Source organism: Aquimarina latercula DSM 2041, assembly GCF_000430645.1.
GTDB lineage: Bacteria > Bacteroidota > Bacteroidia > Flavobacteriales > Flavobacteriaceae > Aquimarina > Aquimarina latercula.
Window position 1 is genome coordinate 329,981 of record NZ_KE387185.1, and the last position, 14,917, is coordinate 344,897.

At 31.9% G+C, this 14,917-nt stretch carries 16 protein-coding genes; 5 read left to right on the top strand and 11 right to left on the bottom strand.

Going from position 1 to position 14,917, the window contains the following annotated elements:
* Positions 1 to 75: 75 nt before the first annotated feature.
* Positions 76 to 1,284: a GTPase HflX gene (hflX, locus tag H526_RS0119340; protein ID WP_027394530.1), complete on the top strand. Its 1,209-nt coding sequence runs from the start codon at positions 76 to 78 to the stop codon at positions 1,282 to 1,284.
* Between the two features lie 10 nt (positions 1,285 to 1,294).
* Here hflX and H526_RS0119345 read toward each other — a convergent pair whose 3' ends face one another.
* Positions 1,295 to 2,320: a DUF3078 domain-containing protein gene (locus tag H526_RS0119345; RefSeq protein ID WP_081415685.1), complete on the bottom strand. Its 1,026-nt coding sequence runs from the start codon at positions 2,318 to 2,320 to the stop codon at positions 1,295 to 1,297.
* A gap of 165 nt (positions 2,321 to 2,485) precedes the next feature.
* Here H526_RS0119345 and H526_RS29600 point away from each other — a divergent pair, with 165 nt between their 5' ends.
* A complete protein-coding gene (locus tag H526_RS29600) occupies positions 2,486 to 2,854 on the top strand; it encodes a GNAT family N-acetyltransferase (RefSeq protein WP_051336239.1) in 369 nt (122 codons plus the stop codon).
* A 17-nt stretch (positions 2,855 to 2,871) separates the two neighbouring features.
* On the opposite strand, the gene H526_RS0119355 is transcribed toward H526_RS29600, so the two are convergent.
* From H526_RS0119355 to H526_RS0119375, 5 genes are all read right to left on the bottom strand, one after another.
* Positions 2,872 to 3,819, bottom strand: coding sequence for a DUF3078 domain-containing protein (locus H526_RS0119355; protein WP_027394532.1), 948 nt, complete (start codon positions 3,817 to 3,819; stop codon positions 2,872 to 2,874).
* A 193-nt stretch (positions 3,820 to 4,012) separates the two neighbouring features.
* Entirely contained in the window at positions 4,013 to 4,522 is a 510-nt protein-coding gene (locus H526_RS0119360; RefSeq protein WP_027394533.1) for a DUF2480 family protein, read from the bottom strand.
* Positions 4,523 to 4,542: 20 nt separating this feature from the next.
* Positions 4,543 to 4,869, bottom strand: coding sequence for a DUF59 domain-containing protein (locus tag H526_RS0119365; protein ID WP_027394534.1), 327 nt, complete (start codon positions 4,867 to 4,869; stop codon positions 4,543 to 4,545).
* A 51-nt stretch (positions 4,870 to 4,920) separates the two neighbouring features.
* Positions 4,921 to 5,343, bottom strand: a complete 423-nt coding sequence (locus tag H526_RS0119370; RefSeq protein ID WP_027394535.1) for a SufE family protein — start codon at positions 5,341 to 5,343, stop codon at positions 4,921 to 4,923.
* A 94-nt stretch (positions 5,344 to 5,437) separates the two neighbouring features.
* Positions 5,438 to 6,652, bottom strand: a complete 1,215-nt coding sequence (locus H526_RS0119375) for an aminotransferase class V-fold PLP-dependent enzyme (RefSeq protein WP_027394536.1) — start codon at positions 6,650 to 6,652, stop codon at positions 5,438 to 5,440.
* A gap of 78 nt (positions 6,653 to 6,730) precedes the next feature.
* Here H526_RS0119375 and H526_RS0119380 point away from each other — a divergent pair, with 78 nt between their 5' ends.
* Positions 6,731 to 8,083 carry a serine hydrolase domain-containing protein gene (locus H526_RS0119380; protein WP_027394537.1) on the top strand — a complete coding sequence of 451 codons (1,353 nt, stop codon included), beginning with the start codon at positions 6,731 to 6,733 and terminating at the stop codon, positions 8,081 to 8,083.
* Positions 8,084 to 8,137: 54 nt separating this feature from the next.
* Here H526_RS0119380 and sufD read toward each other — a convergent pair whose 3' ends face one another.
* Genes sufD through H526_RS0119405 form a run of 5 tightly spaced genes read right to left on the bottom strand, consistent with a single transcriptional unit; the run spans position 8,138 to position 12,494 of the window.
* The gene (gene sufD, locus H526_RS0119385; RefSeq protein WP_027394538.1) at positions 8,138 to 9,451 is read right to left on the bottom strand and encodes a Fe-S cluster assembly protein SufD; all 1,314 of its coding nucleotides are present in this window, start codon (positions 9,449 to 9,451) and stop codon (positions 8,138 to 8,140) included.
* A 2-nt stretch (positions 9,452 to 9,453) separates the two neighbouring features.
* The gene (gene sufC, locus H526_RS0119390) at positions 9,454 to 10,206 is read right to left on the bottom strand and encodes a Fe-S cluster assembly ATPase SufC (protein ID WP_027394539.1); all 753 of its coding nucleotides are present in this window, start codon (positions 10,204 to 10,206) and stop codon (positions 9,454 to 9,456) included.
* Between the two features lie 31 nt (positions 10,207 to 10,237).
* A complete protein-coding gene (locus H526_RS29605) occupies positions 10,238 to 10,648 on the bottom strand; it encodes a hypothetical protein (RefSeq protein WP_051336240.1) in 411 nt (136 codons plus the stop codon).
* A gap of 26 nt (positions 10,649 to 10,674) precedes the next feature.
* Positions 10,675 to 12,120, bottom strand: a complete 1,446-nt coding sequence (sufB, locus tag H526_RS0119400; RefSeq protein WP_027394540.1) for a Fe-S cluster assembly protein SufB — start codon at positions 12,118 to 12,120, stop codon at positions 10,675 to 10,677.
* Between the two features lie 44 nt (positions 12,121 to 12,164).
* Positions 12,165 to 12,494, bottom strand: coding sequence for a HesB/IscA family protein (locus H526_RS0119405; RefSeq protein WP_027394541.1), 330 nt, complete (start codon positions 12,492 to 12,494; stop codon positions 12,165 to 12,167).
* A gap of 333 nt (positions 12,495 to 12,827) precedes the next feature.
* Here H526_RS0119405 and H526_RS0119410 point away from each other — a divergent pair, with 333 nt between their 5' ends.
* Positions 12,828 to 13,532 (top strand): LytR/AlgR family response regulator transcription factor, encoded by a 705-nt coding sequence (locus tag H526_RS0119410; RefSeq protein ID WP_027394542.1) that lies wholly within the window; start codon positions 12,828 to 12,830, stop codon positions 13,530 to 13,532.
* A gap of 12 nt (positions 13,533 to 13,544) precedes the next feature.
* Positions 13,545 to 14,849 carry a sensor histidine kinase gene (locus tag H526_RS0119415; RefSeq protein ID WP_035086075.1) on the top strand — a complete coding sequence of 435 codons (1,305 nt, stop codon included), beginning with the start codon at positions 13,545 to 13,547 and terminating at the stop codon, positions 14,847 to 14,849.
* Positions 14,850 to 14,917 lie beyond the last annotated feature (68 nt).

Genomic DNA, 14,917 nt, shown 5'->3' on the forward strand with positions numbered 1-14,917 from the left:
CATACAATATTGTACCTTTGTATATTAATTATAGAAATAAAGAATAGAAGAATATCGCTAGATAAATAGGCGCGGATGATAGAAAAGGAAAAAACAGTATACGAAAAAGCAATTTTAATAGGAATAATCACCAAAAATCAGAATGAAGATAAGTTAACTGAGTTTTTGGATGAATTAGAATTTCTAACATATACAGCAGGTGGTGAGGTGGTAAAACGTTTTACCCAAAAAATGGATATACCCAATTCTAAAACCTTTATAGGTTCTGGTAAGATGGAAGAGGTATTGGCATATGTAGAACAACATGATATAGGGACCGTAGTTTTTGATGATGAGCTTACACCAGCTCAGCAACGTAATATAGAACGAATTTTAAAGGCAAAAATCATAGATCGTACTAATTTGATTCTTGATATTTTTGCGCAACGTGCGCAAACTAGTTATGCCAGAACTCAAGTAGAACTTGCTCAGTATCAATATCTATTACCTAGATTAACGGGTTTATGGACACACTTAGAGCGCCAGCGAGGAGGTATTGGAATGCGAGGACCTGGTGAAACTGAGATAGAAACAGATAGAAGGATTGTAAGAGATCGTATTTCTTTATTAAAGAAAAAGCTACTTACAATTGATAAACAAATGGCTACGCAACGCGGTAATCGTGGTAAGATGGTTAGGGTAGCTTTAGTTGGGTATACCAATGTGGGTAAGTCTACCTTGATGAACGTGATTGCTAAAAGTGATGTTTTTGCAGAGAATAAACTTTTTGCAACCCTAGACACTACAGTAAGAAAGGTTGTTATTGGCAATCTTCCATTTTTATTAAGTGATACAGTAGGTTTTATCAGAAAATTACCGACCCAATTGGTGGAAAGCTTCAAAAGTACATTAGATGAGGTTAGAGAAGCTGATTTGTTGCTTCACGTGGTAGATATATCACATCCTCAATTCGAGGATCATATAGATTCTGTAAGCAGGATTTTAGAAGAAATTGATAGTGTTGATAAACCAGTAATTATGGTTTTTAATAAGATTGATGCTTATGAACACGAAACCATTGATGAAGATGACTTAACTACAGAAAAAACAGAAATTCACTATACGTTAGATGAATGGAAACAAACCTGGATGAGTAGGATAGGAGATAACGCTTTGTTTATATCTGCAATTAATAAAGAGAACATAGATACTTTTAGAAAAAGAGTATATAAAGAGGTGAGAGATATACATGTAACTCGTTTTCCTTATAATAACTTTTTGTATCCTGAATTTGTGGAGGAGTAGCATTAGTTAATTAAAACTCATAATTAAGCCCTAATCCAATCACTTCGCGTATCTGGAATCCGCTTGTAGCATTATCATCGTATATTGCTTGAAAAGCGAAGCTCCCAGATATGTATTTGTTGACTACTAAGTTTAAGTTTAGTGTATAATCAATATCTACATTATAAGGGTCTTCGATGTAATTAGAATACAGATTAAGAATGTTTTCTACAGTTACATTTTTAATGACCTTAAATTTAGCGTAAGCAGCCAAGGATCCACCAAATTCAAATCTGGAACTTTTGCCTGCATCTACTCCAAAATAATCACCATCTACGTAATCAGGAGTAGTTGTAAATTGATCATCTACAAAAATCATACGAGAAGTAACAGGAGCAATATTAAAGTTAAAATCATCACTCTTTTTCCAAAGTAATCCAGGACCAATCTGTATAAAAGCTGGAGAAAAGAAATGAGTTTCTTCAGTACGTATGGTTTCGTCAGTATCAGGATCTTTGGTAAAACTATATCCTTTTGCAAATTGAGATCTAAAATTAATAAATAAAGAATAGTTCCAGTTGGTCTCTCCAATTCTTTGCCCTAATCGTGAGTTTAGTTCTATTCTATCATTCGTTTTTCGAGCAAAATTTTCTCCTTTTAGAAATGTAAGACCATAATCCGCTAAAATTTTGTTGTCCCAAGTAAGGCTGTTTTTTTTGTAATTGAATTCATAATTTAGAGCAGTATTACCTGCAATATTAGAAGTTCCACCTCCTTGCCAATCAAAATTAAAGGCAGATTGATTAAAGAAAAATGAAAATTTACCAAATGATTTCCATCCCACATGTGGTTTTTTGACAGGCTTAGGGTTTAATTTTTTTAAGAGATTGTTTAAAACAATAATATTAAGTTCTTTAGTAGTGTTTTGGAGTAAACTGTCTAACGACCTGGTCAAACGAACCTGGATAGAATCCAGTTGTTTTATTTCTTTCTTCTCTTGTCCACTGATATTGGAAAGAGAAACAAACAAAAAAATAAATAAAACAATCCTTCGCATGGTATACATATAAATGGGCACAAATATACTTTATGCATATAGCTTATTCAAATATGAATAATTTGAATTAAAAAACGTATTTCGTAATGGTGATTGTTATGATTAAAAAACTATTATTTATTTAGATTAGTATATTTATTTAAAAAATTATAGTAATCTACTAAGATGAACATAAAACTTATCAAAGCTAAAGACGTAGATATTGCTTTTTTGTTGCAATTAAGAAAGCAAACAATGATTGAACATTTAGAAAAAGCAGGAGTGTTTTTATCAGAAGATGGACATGTATCTAGAGTGAAATTTCATTTTGATAGTTCACATGTAATATGTCTAAATGAAGCAAGAGTAGGTGTGCTTAAATACATCGAAACAAATAATAGTATAGAAATTCTTCAGTTTCAAATACTACCGAAATATCAAGGAAAAGGAATTGGAAATTATTTACTCAGTTATATTATACAATTGTCTAGAGATGCAAATAAAAATATATTCACAAAAAAGGATCATCTAGTAATAGATGATCCTTTTTTGTGAATATATTTTTATTTACTCTAGAAAGAGTAACTCAATCCAAGATTCCAGAAAGATTGTAATTCGTTATCAGTATTTTCTAAAGTAGGAGTAACAGTTGGAGGAGGAACAGCTAAAGCTGCTTGTCCTAAAGCATAATTAAATGCTTCTTGTTTGTTTCCTCTAAGACCAAAATCAAATCCTACACCAATAGATTTCCATAAAGTATAAGAAAAAGAATTGGTCCAAGTCCAGTTAGAGTAATCTCCATCTTCATAACTTAAGAAAGCGGATAGGTTAGTTTTAAAATTAATTGCTCCTATCTTACGAGTATAATCAGCAACTATTTTTGCACCAAGAGAAGACTCATATTCTGCTGCACCTTTACTAAACACAAAGTTATAGTTTAAAGGATGTACAACAACAATTAAATTACTAATAGGAGTCCAAGTGATACCGACACCAAGATCTAAATATCCAGGGTCATTAAAATTATTTAAAACTGTAGTTCTGTATTCTCCTAAAGTAGAAACTGCAAGAGTTTCTGTTAATTTATATCCAAATAAAGAAGAAATATTAAATACATCGGTTGATTCTCTAAAGCTATCATCGTCAGTTGGATCATCTCTATCATCTAATTTTACCCAAGCAAGATTAACGTTAGCGCTATTTCTCCAGAAATATTTATCTTGTAATAAGTTAGCGTATGCATTTACGGTAACACCAATAGTACCTGCATCATTATTAGGAATTCCTTGCGAGAACCAGTTATTAAATCCAGAAAGGCTTCCTCCGATGGTACCAAAAGCTCCGATTTTCCATCCTGGTAAAGCATCTATTTGTGCTTGGATAGCATTAGCTCTTCCCTGGATAGCGGCAATAGAATCTTTTTTAGCTGATAATGTTGTTTTCAATTCTTCTTCTGTTTGTGCAAGACCAATTTGGATACCTGCTAATAGAAAGATAAATGTGAATACGATTTTTTTCATGATTAATAGTTTTAAGTAGATTGTTATATAACAAAAGTATTCTAAATTTATGAATTAACTTTTGTAAAACAAGTTCAAGGTTTATGCAAAATTTTGCGTTGGCAAATATAAGTGAAGTAACGTTTTTCGATTTAATTCAATACAATTGGATATATAATTTTCGATGAACAACCAATTTTAGCGACGAAATGAATTATTTTCGTTTAAAAAGGGGTACAGATGAACAGGCTTCCCCATACATGATACTTTTGGCAACTGGTTGTAATTTTTGAATAAGTTCAATGTATGCGCTCTCAGGAACCGGTTTATTAGAACAACCTTTAATGATTAGTAATTTGTCTTGATATTCTGAAACATCAAGTTCATTAATAATATGAGTAAAAAGGATAGTCTCTAGATTCTCTAATGAGCCAACAACGACTTTTTTTGCAAATGGAATTAACCTAGTTGTTAATAGTAAATAAGCCCAACCTGGAATGATGGCGTCAGTGGAACAATGTAAGGCAACATATTTATTCTGATATTGACTCCAATCATGATTAGATACGCTTTCTCTAAAATCTTTTTCTTTGAGAATAAAACCTTCAAAAAGCCAATCTTTTATATCAAACAAGAAACGATCACCTTCTGGATAATAGTCTTCCAAATCAATGGTGATTAGTTTAGTGTTGTTAGCGACTCTATTGATAATTTCTTCTGCCATGGGTTAAAAGTTATTTGTTTTTAAAGCATGCCTAGTTCTAATTTTGCTTCTTCACTCATTAAATCTTGCGTCCAAGTAGGTTCGAATGTTAGTTCTAGTTCTACATCATTAACAGCGTCTAATGATTTTACTTTTTCTTTTACTTCCTCAGGAAGTGATTCTGCAACTGGGCAGTTAGGAGAGGTTAATGTCATAAGAATCTTAACATCATAGTCTTCATTTACGAAAACATCATATATTAATCCTAATTCGTATATATCAACAGGAATTTCTGGGTCATAAATTGTTTTAAGTACTCTTACAATTTTTTCTCCAAGCTCTGTGGTATCTATATTAGTATCACTCATAGTATATCTTTAGTCGATTTCGACAGGCTAAACCTGACGGTAAAAGACGAATTAATTTAGTTGTGTTTGGTATGCGATAGCATACATTTTTAATTGTTTGATCATGCTCACCAATCCGTTTGCTCTAGTTGGTGATAAATGCTCTTTTAAACCAATTTCATCAATAAATGCAGTATCGGCTTCTATAATATCTTTAGGGTGCTGACCAGAAAATACTCTAATAAGAATTGCGATAATACCTTTGGTGATAATGGCATCGCTATCTGCAGTAAATTCGATTTTTTCATCATTCATTTCTGCATGAACCCAAACCTTACTCTGACAGCCTTTTATGATGTTTTCATCAATTTTATATTTTTCTTCAATCAATGGAAGCGATTTGCCTAGATCTATCATATACTCATAGCGTTGCATCCAATCATCAAACATACTAAACTCATCAACAATCTCTTCCTGAAGTTTTTGTATTGACATATACTTACAATTTTTTACAAAAATACAACAAGAATCCTTGCTATTCAACACTTTCGGTTAATGATAAGATAGTATTAACTTAATAAGTCAATTTTTAAGACAACATCATTTTTGCTTTTTTCACTGCTGCTACCAGAATATCAATTTCTTCTTTGGTATTATAAAAAGAGAAAGAAGCTCGAATGGTTCCTGGTATTTTGTAAAAATCCATGATAGGTTGTGCACAATGATGACCTGTACGAACGGCTACCCCTAGTTTATCCACAATGGATCCAATATCATATGGATGAATATCATCTATATTAAAGGAAATAACGGATGTTTTGTTTTTAGAAGTTCCATAAATTTTGAGCCCTTCTATTTCTAGAAGTTTCTGAGTTCCGTAAGCTAATAATTCATTTTCATATTCGGCAATATTATCAAAACCGATATTATTCATATAGTCTAAAGCAACGCCAAAAGCTATACCACCACAAATATTTGGTGTTCCGGCTTCGAATTTATGAGGAAGACCTGCATAGGTAGTTTTTTCAAATGTAACTTGATCAATCATTTCTCCTCCACCTTGGTAAGGAGGTAATTTAGTAAGCCATTCTTCTTTTCCGTATAACAATCCAACGCCTGTAGGTCCACAAAGTTTATGAGCAGAAGCTACATAAAAATCTACATCAAGATCCTGAACATCGGGCTTGATATGCGGGCAAGATTGCGCACCATCTATTAATACTGCTGCGCCTACTTTATGTGCTTTTTCTATGATTTCTTCTATAGGATTAATAGTTCCTAAAGCGTTAGAAATATGATTGGTAAATACAAGTTTTGTTTTGTTAGAAAGTAATTGATCGTAAACATCCATTAACAATTCGCCTTCTTGATTCATTGGAATCACTTTTAGAACAGCTCCTGTTCTTTCACAAAGCATTTGCCAGGGAACTATATTCGAGTGATGCTCCAGAGCAGAAACAATAATTTCATCTCCTTTGGTAAGTAGATTAGTAAATCCAGTAGCTACAATATTAATACTGTGCGTTGTTCCAGATGTTAGAATGATTTCATGAGGATGTGCAGCGTTAAAATGGTTTTGTACTTTTTTACGAGCAATCTCATATGCATCCGTGGCTTCTTGTGATAATGTATGTACGCCACGATGAATATTTGCATTGTAATTACTGTAATAATCTACAATAGCATCAATCACAATTTGAGGAGTTTGTGATGTGGCTGCATTATCAAAATATACTAAGGGTTTTCCGTTTACTTCTCTTTTCAGGATAGGAAAATCTTCACGTATCTTATGTACATCTAGCATATCAATTTCTTTCTGCAAAAATAGGAACTATTTCTAAGTGATATTGTTTATTTTTAAAAGGATTTAACACTTTACACAATGAAGCGATTTAAAAAGATTTTAGGATATGGATTTATAGTAATAATTGGACTATTAGTTGTTGCTATATTTTGGAATTACCCAAAACTTACAATACTTTCTGGATACTCTGCTAAGAATATGGCTTCTTCTGTTTTTATAGGGAATCGTAGTGTGGAGTTTACAGATATCAATGATAATAATTTTGCTCCTGTTAATTTAGCAGAGGATCAGGTGAATATGACTAAAAAATCGGCAGTGGCTTCGGTTTTTGGGCTTAATGAACGAAAGGCTATTTATAGAGAAGGATTAGGAAGTGTAGTGATTGATGATGATTTTGATGAGAACGCTTCCTATTTAATCCCTAATAGAAGCAAGATTAAAACGAATTTACCATTTCCTTATGGAGATTTACCTCAAAAGGACACTGTTTTTAGTGCCGTTGATTATCAAAAGATAGCGAATATGGTTTCATCTGTTTTTGATAAAGAAGGAGAAAGCATACAAAAGACTAGAGCTGTTTTGGTAATACATAAAGATCAGATAATAGCAGAGAAGTATGCAGATGGATTGGATGAGAATTCCGTTTTATTAGGATGGTCAATGACTAAAAGTATTTTAGCTACTAATTATGGAATATTACAAAAACAAGGTAAAATAGATATTAATGATAAAGCTCCAATCAAGGAATGGGAAGATGATGAACGAAAAGAAATTACAATTAGTAACCTATTACAAATGAATTGTGGATTGGAGTGGGATGAAGATTATGGATCGATTTCTGACGCAACTACCATGTTGTATCTTGATAAGGATATGACTAAGCCTCAGATTTATAAAGAAGCAATTCATAAACCGAATGAATATTGGTATTATTCATCAGGTGTTTCTAATTTGTTGTCTGGGGTTTTAAGAGGACACTTTGATAGTTACCAAGAGTATCTTGATTTTCCGTACCGTGAATTTATTGATAAAATAGGTATGCATTCTATGCTTATAGAAACTGATATGGCGGGTAATTATGTGGGTTCTTCCTATGCGTGGGCGACAGTTAGAGATTGGGCAAAATTTGGTTTGTTATATCTTCATAGAGGGAACTGGAATGGGGAACAAATTTTTAATCCTGAATGGGTTGATTATGTTACCACTCCAACTGCAACTTCCGAAGGTGATTATGGAGGCCATTTTTGGTTGAATGCTGGAGGTTTTTATCCAGATGCTCCAAAAGACATGTATTCTGCCAATGGATTTCAGGGGCAACGAGTATTTATAATTCCTTCTAAAGACCTAGTAATTGTTCGTTTTGGATTGGTTGGAGATGCAGGTATGGATTTTAATAGGTTTATAAAGGAAATTACCGAAGCCGTGAAATAAAAAAACCTCAACAAATATATGAAGAGGTTTAGTAAATTTTATAATTCTTTATTGTTACAAATCGAAACCAATGTCAACTCCAAGCTTGTTAGCTATTAGTTTATTGATTCGTTGTTTTAGTTGAGGTATTTTTACACTTTCTAAAACATTGTTAGCAAACGCATACATAAGTAGCGCTCTTGCTTCTTTCTCTCCAATTCCTCTAGATCTCATATAAAATAGGGCTTGATCATCTAACTGACCAATAGTACAGCCGTGAGAACATTTTACGTCATCCGCAAAAATCTCTAGCTGAGGTTTAGAGTTAATCGTTGCTTTATCACTTAATAAGATATTATTATTAGATTGAAAAGCATTCGTTTTCTGTGCTTCTTTGTTTACAATGATTTTACCATTAAAAACACCAGTAGCTTTTTCGTCAAAAATACCTTTATAATCCTGATGACTTTCACAATTAGGCTCTGTATGATGCACTAATGTATTGTGATCTACATGTTGTTTGCCTTCAATAATTGTAACTCCATTAAGTATAGAGTCAATACCTTCTCCGTATTGATAGAAATTTAGATTATTTCTAGTAATATTACCTCCAAAAGCAAATGTATGCACAGAAGCAATACTTTGTGCTTGCTGCTTTATAAATGTGTTATCTATTAAAGAAGCAGATTCATTATCGTTTTGTATTTTGTAATAATCAACAATAGCTCTTTTGTCTACAAAGATTTCTGTTACAGAATTTGTAAGTACAGGATTAGGTGTTAAACTTTGGTGGCGTTCAATAATCTGTACATGTGAATTTTCTTCTACAACGATTAGATTACGAGGTTGTAAAAGTTGAGTTGATTCTTTTCCTGTAGAAAAATGAATTATTTGTATGGGCTTATCTGCAAGCTTATTTTTAGGAATATATATATAAGCTCCTTCTTTAGAAAAAGCAGTGTTCAATGAAGTTAAACCATCTTTTGGTGCAACTTTATTAAAATAGTTGTCGACTATCGGTTTATACTTATCATGATTTAGAGCAGATGACATTAAACATACATCAATCTTATCGTGTGTAGTCTCTGATAAATGAGAAGAATATTTACCATCAATAAATACTATTTTATATGTATCTAAATCATAAAGAAAGTATTTTTTTACATCTTTAAATTCTAGTGCATTTTCTTCTTTAGGGAAAATACTGTAATCGTGTTTCAGTATAGAATTTAGTGAAGTATATTTCCAAGCTTCTTCTTTTTTCGTAGGGAAGCCTTTTTCTTCAAATACCTTTATAGCTTGGCTTCTGATATCATGAATAGGCGCATCTACATCTACCGTGTTTTCAAAAGCAAGAAAAGAAGATACTAATTTTTCTTTCAGCTCCATAATTATGCGTTTATCTCTTCTTTAATCCAATCGTACCCTTTTTCTTCTAATTCTAAAGCAAGTTCTTTAGTTCCAGATTTTACAATTTTACCATCATATAAAACGTGTACATAATCTGGTACAATATAATCTAATAGTCTTTGGTAGTGGGTAATGACAATAACAGCATTGTCCTTACTTTTTAATTTATTTACTCCATTAGCTACAATTCGTAATGCATCAATATCTAAACCAGAATCTGTTTCATCCAAAATAGCAAGTTTAGGCTCCATCATTGCCATTTGGAATATCTCATTACGTTTTTTCTCTCCACCAGAGAAACCTTGGTTAAGCGAACGAGATAAAAATTTACGATCAATATCTAATAGTTCAGATTTTTCTCGAATTTTCTTTAACATATCCTTTGCGGGCATTTCTTCTAACCCTTGTGCTTTTCTAGTCTCGTTAATTGCAGTTTTCATAAAGTTAGTAACCGTAACTCCAGGAATTTCTACAGGGTATTGAAATGAAAGAAATACACCTTTATGGGCTCTTTCTTCTGCAGCTAACTCTTCTATATCTTCACCATCTAAAAGAATATTACCTTCTGTTACTTCATATTCTTCTTTTCCTGCAACAATACTTGCTAATGTACTTTTACCAGCACCATTAGGACCCATTATTGCGTGTACTTCTCCTGCTTTTACATTTAGGTTAAGACCTTTTAAAATCTCTTTATCTTCAACGCTAGCGTGTAAATCCTTAATTTCTAACATCTTGTATTTTTGTTTCTTTTAAATAATTTTTTTAATGATTATGACCTTCATGTCCTGATGCATCAGGCTGTAATGTCGAATCCGAAGACTTTATTTTAGTAGGCAATTCTGAAGTTGGTTCACTAACACCAACAATTTCTTTTATTTCTACAACTTCTGGCCAGCCATCTTCTGTGTTTTTCTTCACGACTCCTTTAATTACCACGGGAACCATATCATATTCTTCTCTTTGTAAAGGCTTTATTTTTTCGTTTAATTCATTAGCTAAATCGTCAATGATTACACCATAAATAAAATCTTTACCTTTTATAACACCTGCATTATCAATCAATATAAACTCTCCACGTATTAAAGTGGTTTCGGAACCTGATGATTGAGATTTTTCGTTTTTACACGAAAAAATTAATAAGCTTACGATGACAAGGAGAAATGATTTTTTCATTTGTGTGAATTAGTTAGTTATACGCTTTATCCAACAGAACCTTCAAGAGAAATTTCTAGAAGTTTTTGAGCTTCTACCGCAAATTCCATAGGAAGTTTATTTAATACTTCTTTACTGAAACCGTTAACGATTAGAGCAATTGCTTTTTCTGTATCAATACCTCTTTGATTACAGTAAAATATTTGATCTTCTCCAATCTTACTTGTAGTTGCTTCGTGTTCTATTTGAGCAGTTTTATTCTTTGCTTCAATATATGGAAACGTATGAGCTCCACATTCATTGCCCATTAGTAAAGAATCGCATTGAGAAAAGTTTCGAGCATTGGTTGCTCTACTATTAATTTGTACCAATCCTCGATAACTATTTTGGGATTTTCCAGCAGAAATTCCTTTTGATATGATGGTACTTTTAGTGTTCTTTCCTAAGTGGATCATCTTGGTTCCTGTATCTGCTTGCTGAAAGTTATTAGTTACAGCAATAGAATAAAATTCACCAACAGAATGATCTCCTTTAAGAATACAGGATGGATATTTCCAAGTTACAGCTGAACCAGTTTCTACTTGAGTCCAAGAAATTTTAGCATTTGTTTCGCAAATCCCTCGTTTAGTAACGAAATTGTAAACACCACCTTTTCCTTCTGCATTACCAGGATACCAGTTTTGCACTGTAGAATATTTGATTTCTGCATCATCCAACGCGATTAATTCTACAACTGCAGCGTGTAGTTGATTTTCATCCCGTGAAGGAGCAGTACAACCTTCTAAATAACTTACATAGCTACCTTGGTCAGCTATTACTAAAGTACGCTCGAATTGACCTGTTCCCGCTTGATTAATCCTAAAATAGGTAGATAGTTCCATTGGGCATCTCACACCTTTTGGGATATAACAAAAAGATCCATCGCTAAAAACAGCAGAGTTTAGAGCGGCATAAAAGTTATCTTTTTGAGGAACAACAGATCCGATATGTTTACGTACTAGTTCTGGATGTTCTTGTATTGCTTCAGAAATAGAACAAAATATAATGCCTTTTTCTGCAAGAGTATCTTTAAAAGTGGTGGCTACAGAAACAGAATCCATAACAATGTCTACTGCCACACCTGCTAATTTCTTTTGTTCATCTAAAGAGATACCTAATCTTTTGAATGTATCCAGTAATTCTGGATCTACTTCATCAAGACTGTCATATTTTGGCTTTTTATTAGGTGCCGAGTAATAAGAAATATCTTGAAAATTAGGTTTTTCGTAATTTACGTTTGCCCATTCAGGCTCTTCCATTTGTTCCCACACTTTAAATGCCTCAAGTCTCCAGTCAGTCATCCATTGAGGTTCATTTTTTTTCTTTGAAATCGCACGAACAATATCTTCATTTAGACCAACAGGAAATGTTTCAGATTCTATATCGGTATAAAATCCGTACTCATATTCTTTGGTTTCTAATTCTTTTTTTAAGTCGTCTTCAGTATATGCCATCTTGCTAAGTCTTAAGGGGTAGCTTAAGATCTTTTTTTAAATTTTTAAAGGGAAAAACTTTCTCCGCAACCGCAAGTTCTGTTTGCGTTTGGGTTATTAAAAACGAAACCGGTTCCGTTAAGACCTCCGGAATATTCTAGGGTAGTACCAATAAGGTATAAAAAGCTTTTTTTATCAACAATTATTTTTACACCGTTGTCTTCAAAAACTTTATCTCCTTCTTCTTGAGTTTTATCAAATTTTAAGTCATATGATAAACCGGAACAACCTCCACTTTTAACACCTACACGGACGTAGTCTGAAGAAGCGTCATAACCGTCATCACTCATCAATTCTACGACTTTCTTTTTAGCTGTGTCTGATACCTTAATCATATTTTATAGATAGATTAATTCTAAATTGAATGCAAATATACTACATAAGTAGGTTTTATTTACATAACCTAACATTTATCTAACATATATTGGAATAGGTATAATCTATAATCAATATACTTATGCGTGTGTTTAGTATTTATTTGTAAAATTTAATATTGATTTAAATCAAAAATGAGATTTGATTTTCTAACTGTGATCAATACTTTTTCACAAAACTATAATATTATAATAACATTTTTTTATGACGTGTAATAACAATTTTAACGTTCCTTGAACTAAGGAAATCAATAGAGGAGAGTTGCTTTTTTTGGAATCGTAAATTTTTTTGAAATGAATTCAATTAAGTCAATTTTAATCGATGACGAGGAAGATGCTATCCAATCATTAGAATGGAAAATTTGTCGATATTGTCCGTATATTGAAATTGTTGAGACAATTTCTAATCCTTTAGAGGCTATAAAAATCATAGAAAACACAAATCTTGATTGTGTTTTTATAGATATAAAGATGCCAAATCTTACTGGCTTTGATATTTTAGAGGCATTACACCAAAGAGACTTCTTTGTTGTGATTACATCAGCTTTTGAGAATTATGCTTTAAAAGCGATACAATTTTCTGTGTTTGATTATTTATTGAAACCTATTGATAAGGATGATCTAATGCGCATCTATAAAAAACTTTGTCAGCATATTAATATTAATAACCCTTCTCAATCAACTATAGTAAAACTTTGTGTAAATGGAGTAATTCATTTTTTAAAAAAAGATGAGATTATAATGTTAAAAGCAGAAGGAAATTATACTAAGGTATTTTTAATTGATGACCGTAAGTTGTTTTTATCAAAAACCTTAAAAGAGGTTACAGAGGTATTGCCAGAAAGTTGCTTTTTTAGGGTACATAATTCTTATTGTATTAATCTACGTCATGTACAGGAATACAGAAAGAATCAAGGAGGCATTATAATTATGAGTAATGGTCAGCATGCTAGTATTAGTAGAAATCGAAAAAATGAATTTCTAATAAAGATGCACTAAACCTTTTTTTGTTTGGATTTTCAAAACTTCAACATATGGTTACAAGGAGTATTATTTGTGATTTCTTTATATCCTTTATTGATATACTTTAGAAGCAAAAACAAAATATTTCTTTTTTATAGTCTTTATGTAATTTGCCTTCTTTTTTATTTTTCATATTACGGATCCATTGTTTTTTACGAATTGTTTTTTTCTTATAGAAAGCCAATTATATTCTATGGAGTACAGTTTTTGGCATATTCTTTTTACATCTCATTCATGCGAGAATTGTTAGAAACTAAAAAATATATTCCTAAATGGGATTACATTTTAAACGTTACAAGATGGGTTTTTATAGGTTGTATTTTCTTGATAGGAATATTAGACGTTTTAGTATCATCAAAAGAACTTTTTGTATTTGTTGCTCTGGTTCTGGTTTTAATGACGGTTTTTGCTTTTGTAAGCTATTTTAAAGTATATAAAATTGAAGCTTCACAAGTCAAATTACTTATTGCAGGGTCTTGTATTTACGTGATTATGGCGAACATAAGCCTCTACTTTTCTTATGCTGGGTATAATGAATCATTTGATTCTATAATTTTTATGGAAATAGGAGCAATTCTAGAAGTTTTGATTTTTGCTTTGGCAATTGGCAATAAGATTAAGAAGATCTCCGATGATAAAAAAGAAACTCAATTGAGACTAATGAGGAGTTCGTTAGAAGCTTCTGAACTTAAAATAATAGCGCTTAAAGCACAGATGAACCCACATTTTATCTTCAATGTTCTTAATTCAATAAACAATTATATTCTTAGAAATGATATCGAGAAAGCGTCAGATTATTTAACTAAATTTTCTAAGCTAATTAGAAAAGTATTAAAAAATTCTACCGAAAGAACAATTCCATTATCACAGGAGATTGAAGTTGTTAGAAGTTATGTCGAATTGGAAAGACTAAGAATTAAAAGTGATTTTTCCTTTTGTATAGAAAAAACAACAGATCTCTCTAAAATAAAGATTCCTCCGCTTTGTTTACAACCGTTTGTTGAAAATGCTATTTGGCATGGTCTACAATCCAAAAAAACAGAAAAACTATTACAAATTGAAATTAAACAACCTGACAAGGAAAGTGTGGAAATAGTAATTTTAGATAATGGCATTGGAAGAAAAAACGCGTCAGAATTAAAAAACACTTCGGATAACAGCTCGTTTGGATCAAAGGTCACAAGGGAAAGAATTCTTGCGATACACCCTAAAAACAGATTGTTTATTGAGGATTTTGAAAAAGAAAACATATTAGAACCGGGAACTAAGGTTACTATTCATTTACATAAATAACGAGCTATCATTCTTTATGAACCATCTACTAAATATTTTAAACCATTTACTAATATTTAGAACTCTGT

What these genes read in the sequence shown, in the direction of transcription:
- hflX (WP_027394530.1), top strand. Translation starts at nt 76, where the DNA reads ATGATAGAAAAGGAAAAAACAGTATACGAAAAAGCAATTTTAATAGGA.
- H526_RS0119345 (WP_081415685.1), bottom strand. Translation starts at nt 2,320, where the DNA reads ATGCGAAGGATTGTTTTATTTATTTTTTTGTTTGTTTCTCTTTCCAAT.
- H526_RS29600 (WP_051336239.1), top strand. Translation starts at nt 2,486, where the DNA reads ATGAACATAAAACTTATCAAAGCTAAAGACGTAGATATTGCTTTTTTG.
- H526_RS0119355 (WP_027394532.1), bottom strand. Translation starts at nt 3,819, where the DNA reads ATGAAAAAAATCGTATTCACATTTATCTTTCTATTAGCAGGTATCCAA.
- H526_RS0119360 (WP_027394533.1), bottom strand. Translation starts at nt 4,522, where the DNA reads ATGGCAGAAGAAATTATCAATAGAGTCGCTAACAACACTAAACTAATC.
- H526_RS0119365 (WP_027394534.1), bottom strand. Translation starts at nt 4,869, where the DNA reads ATGAGTGATACTAATATAGATACCACAGAGCTTGGAGAAAAAATTGTA.
- H526_RS0119370 (WP_027394535.1), bottom strand. Translation starts at nt 5,343, where the DNA reads ATGTCAATACAAAAACTTCAGGAAGAGATTGTTGATGAGTTTAGTATG.
- H526_RS0119375 (WP_027394536.1), bottom strand. Translation starts at nt 6,652, where the DNA reads ATGCTAGATGTACATAAGATACGTGAAGATTTTCCTATCCTGAAAAGA.
- H526_RS0119380 (WP_027394537.1), top strand. Translation starts at nt 6,731, where the DNA reads ATGAAGCGATTTAAAAAGATTTTAGGATATGGATTTATAGTAATAATT.
- sufD (WP_027394538.1), bottom strand. Translation starts at nt 9,451, where the DNA reads ATGGAGCTGAAAGAAAAATTAGTATCTTCTTTTCTTGCTTTTGAAAAC.
- sufC (WP_027394539.1), bottom strand. Translation starts at nt 10,206, where the DNA reads ATGTTAGAAATTAAGGATTTACACGCTAGCGTTGAAGATAAAGAGATT.
- H526_RS29605 (WP_051336240.1), bottom strand. Translation starts at nt 10,648, where the DNA reads ATGAAAAAATCATTTCTCCTTGTCATCGTAAGCTTATTAATTTTTTCG.
- sufB (WP_027394540.1), bottom strand. Translation starts at nt 12,120, where the DNA reads ATGGCATATACTGAAGACGACTTAAAAAAAGAATTAGAAACCAAAGAA.
- H526_RS0119405 (WP_027394541.1), bottom strand. Translation starts at nt 12,494, where the DNA reads ATGATTAAGGTATCAGACACAGCTAAAAAGAAAGTCGTAGAATTGATG.
- H526_RS0119410 (WP_027394542.1), top strand. Translation starts at nt 12,828, where the DNA reads ATGAATTCAATTAAGTCAATTTTAATCGATGACGAGGAAGATGCTATC.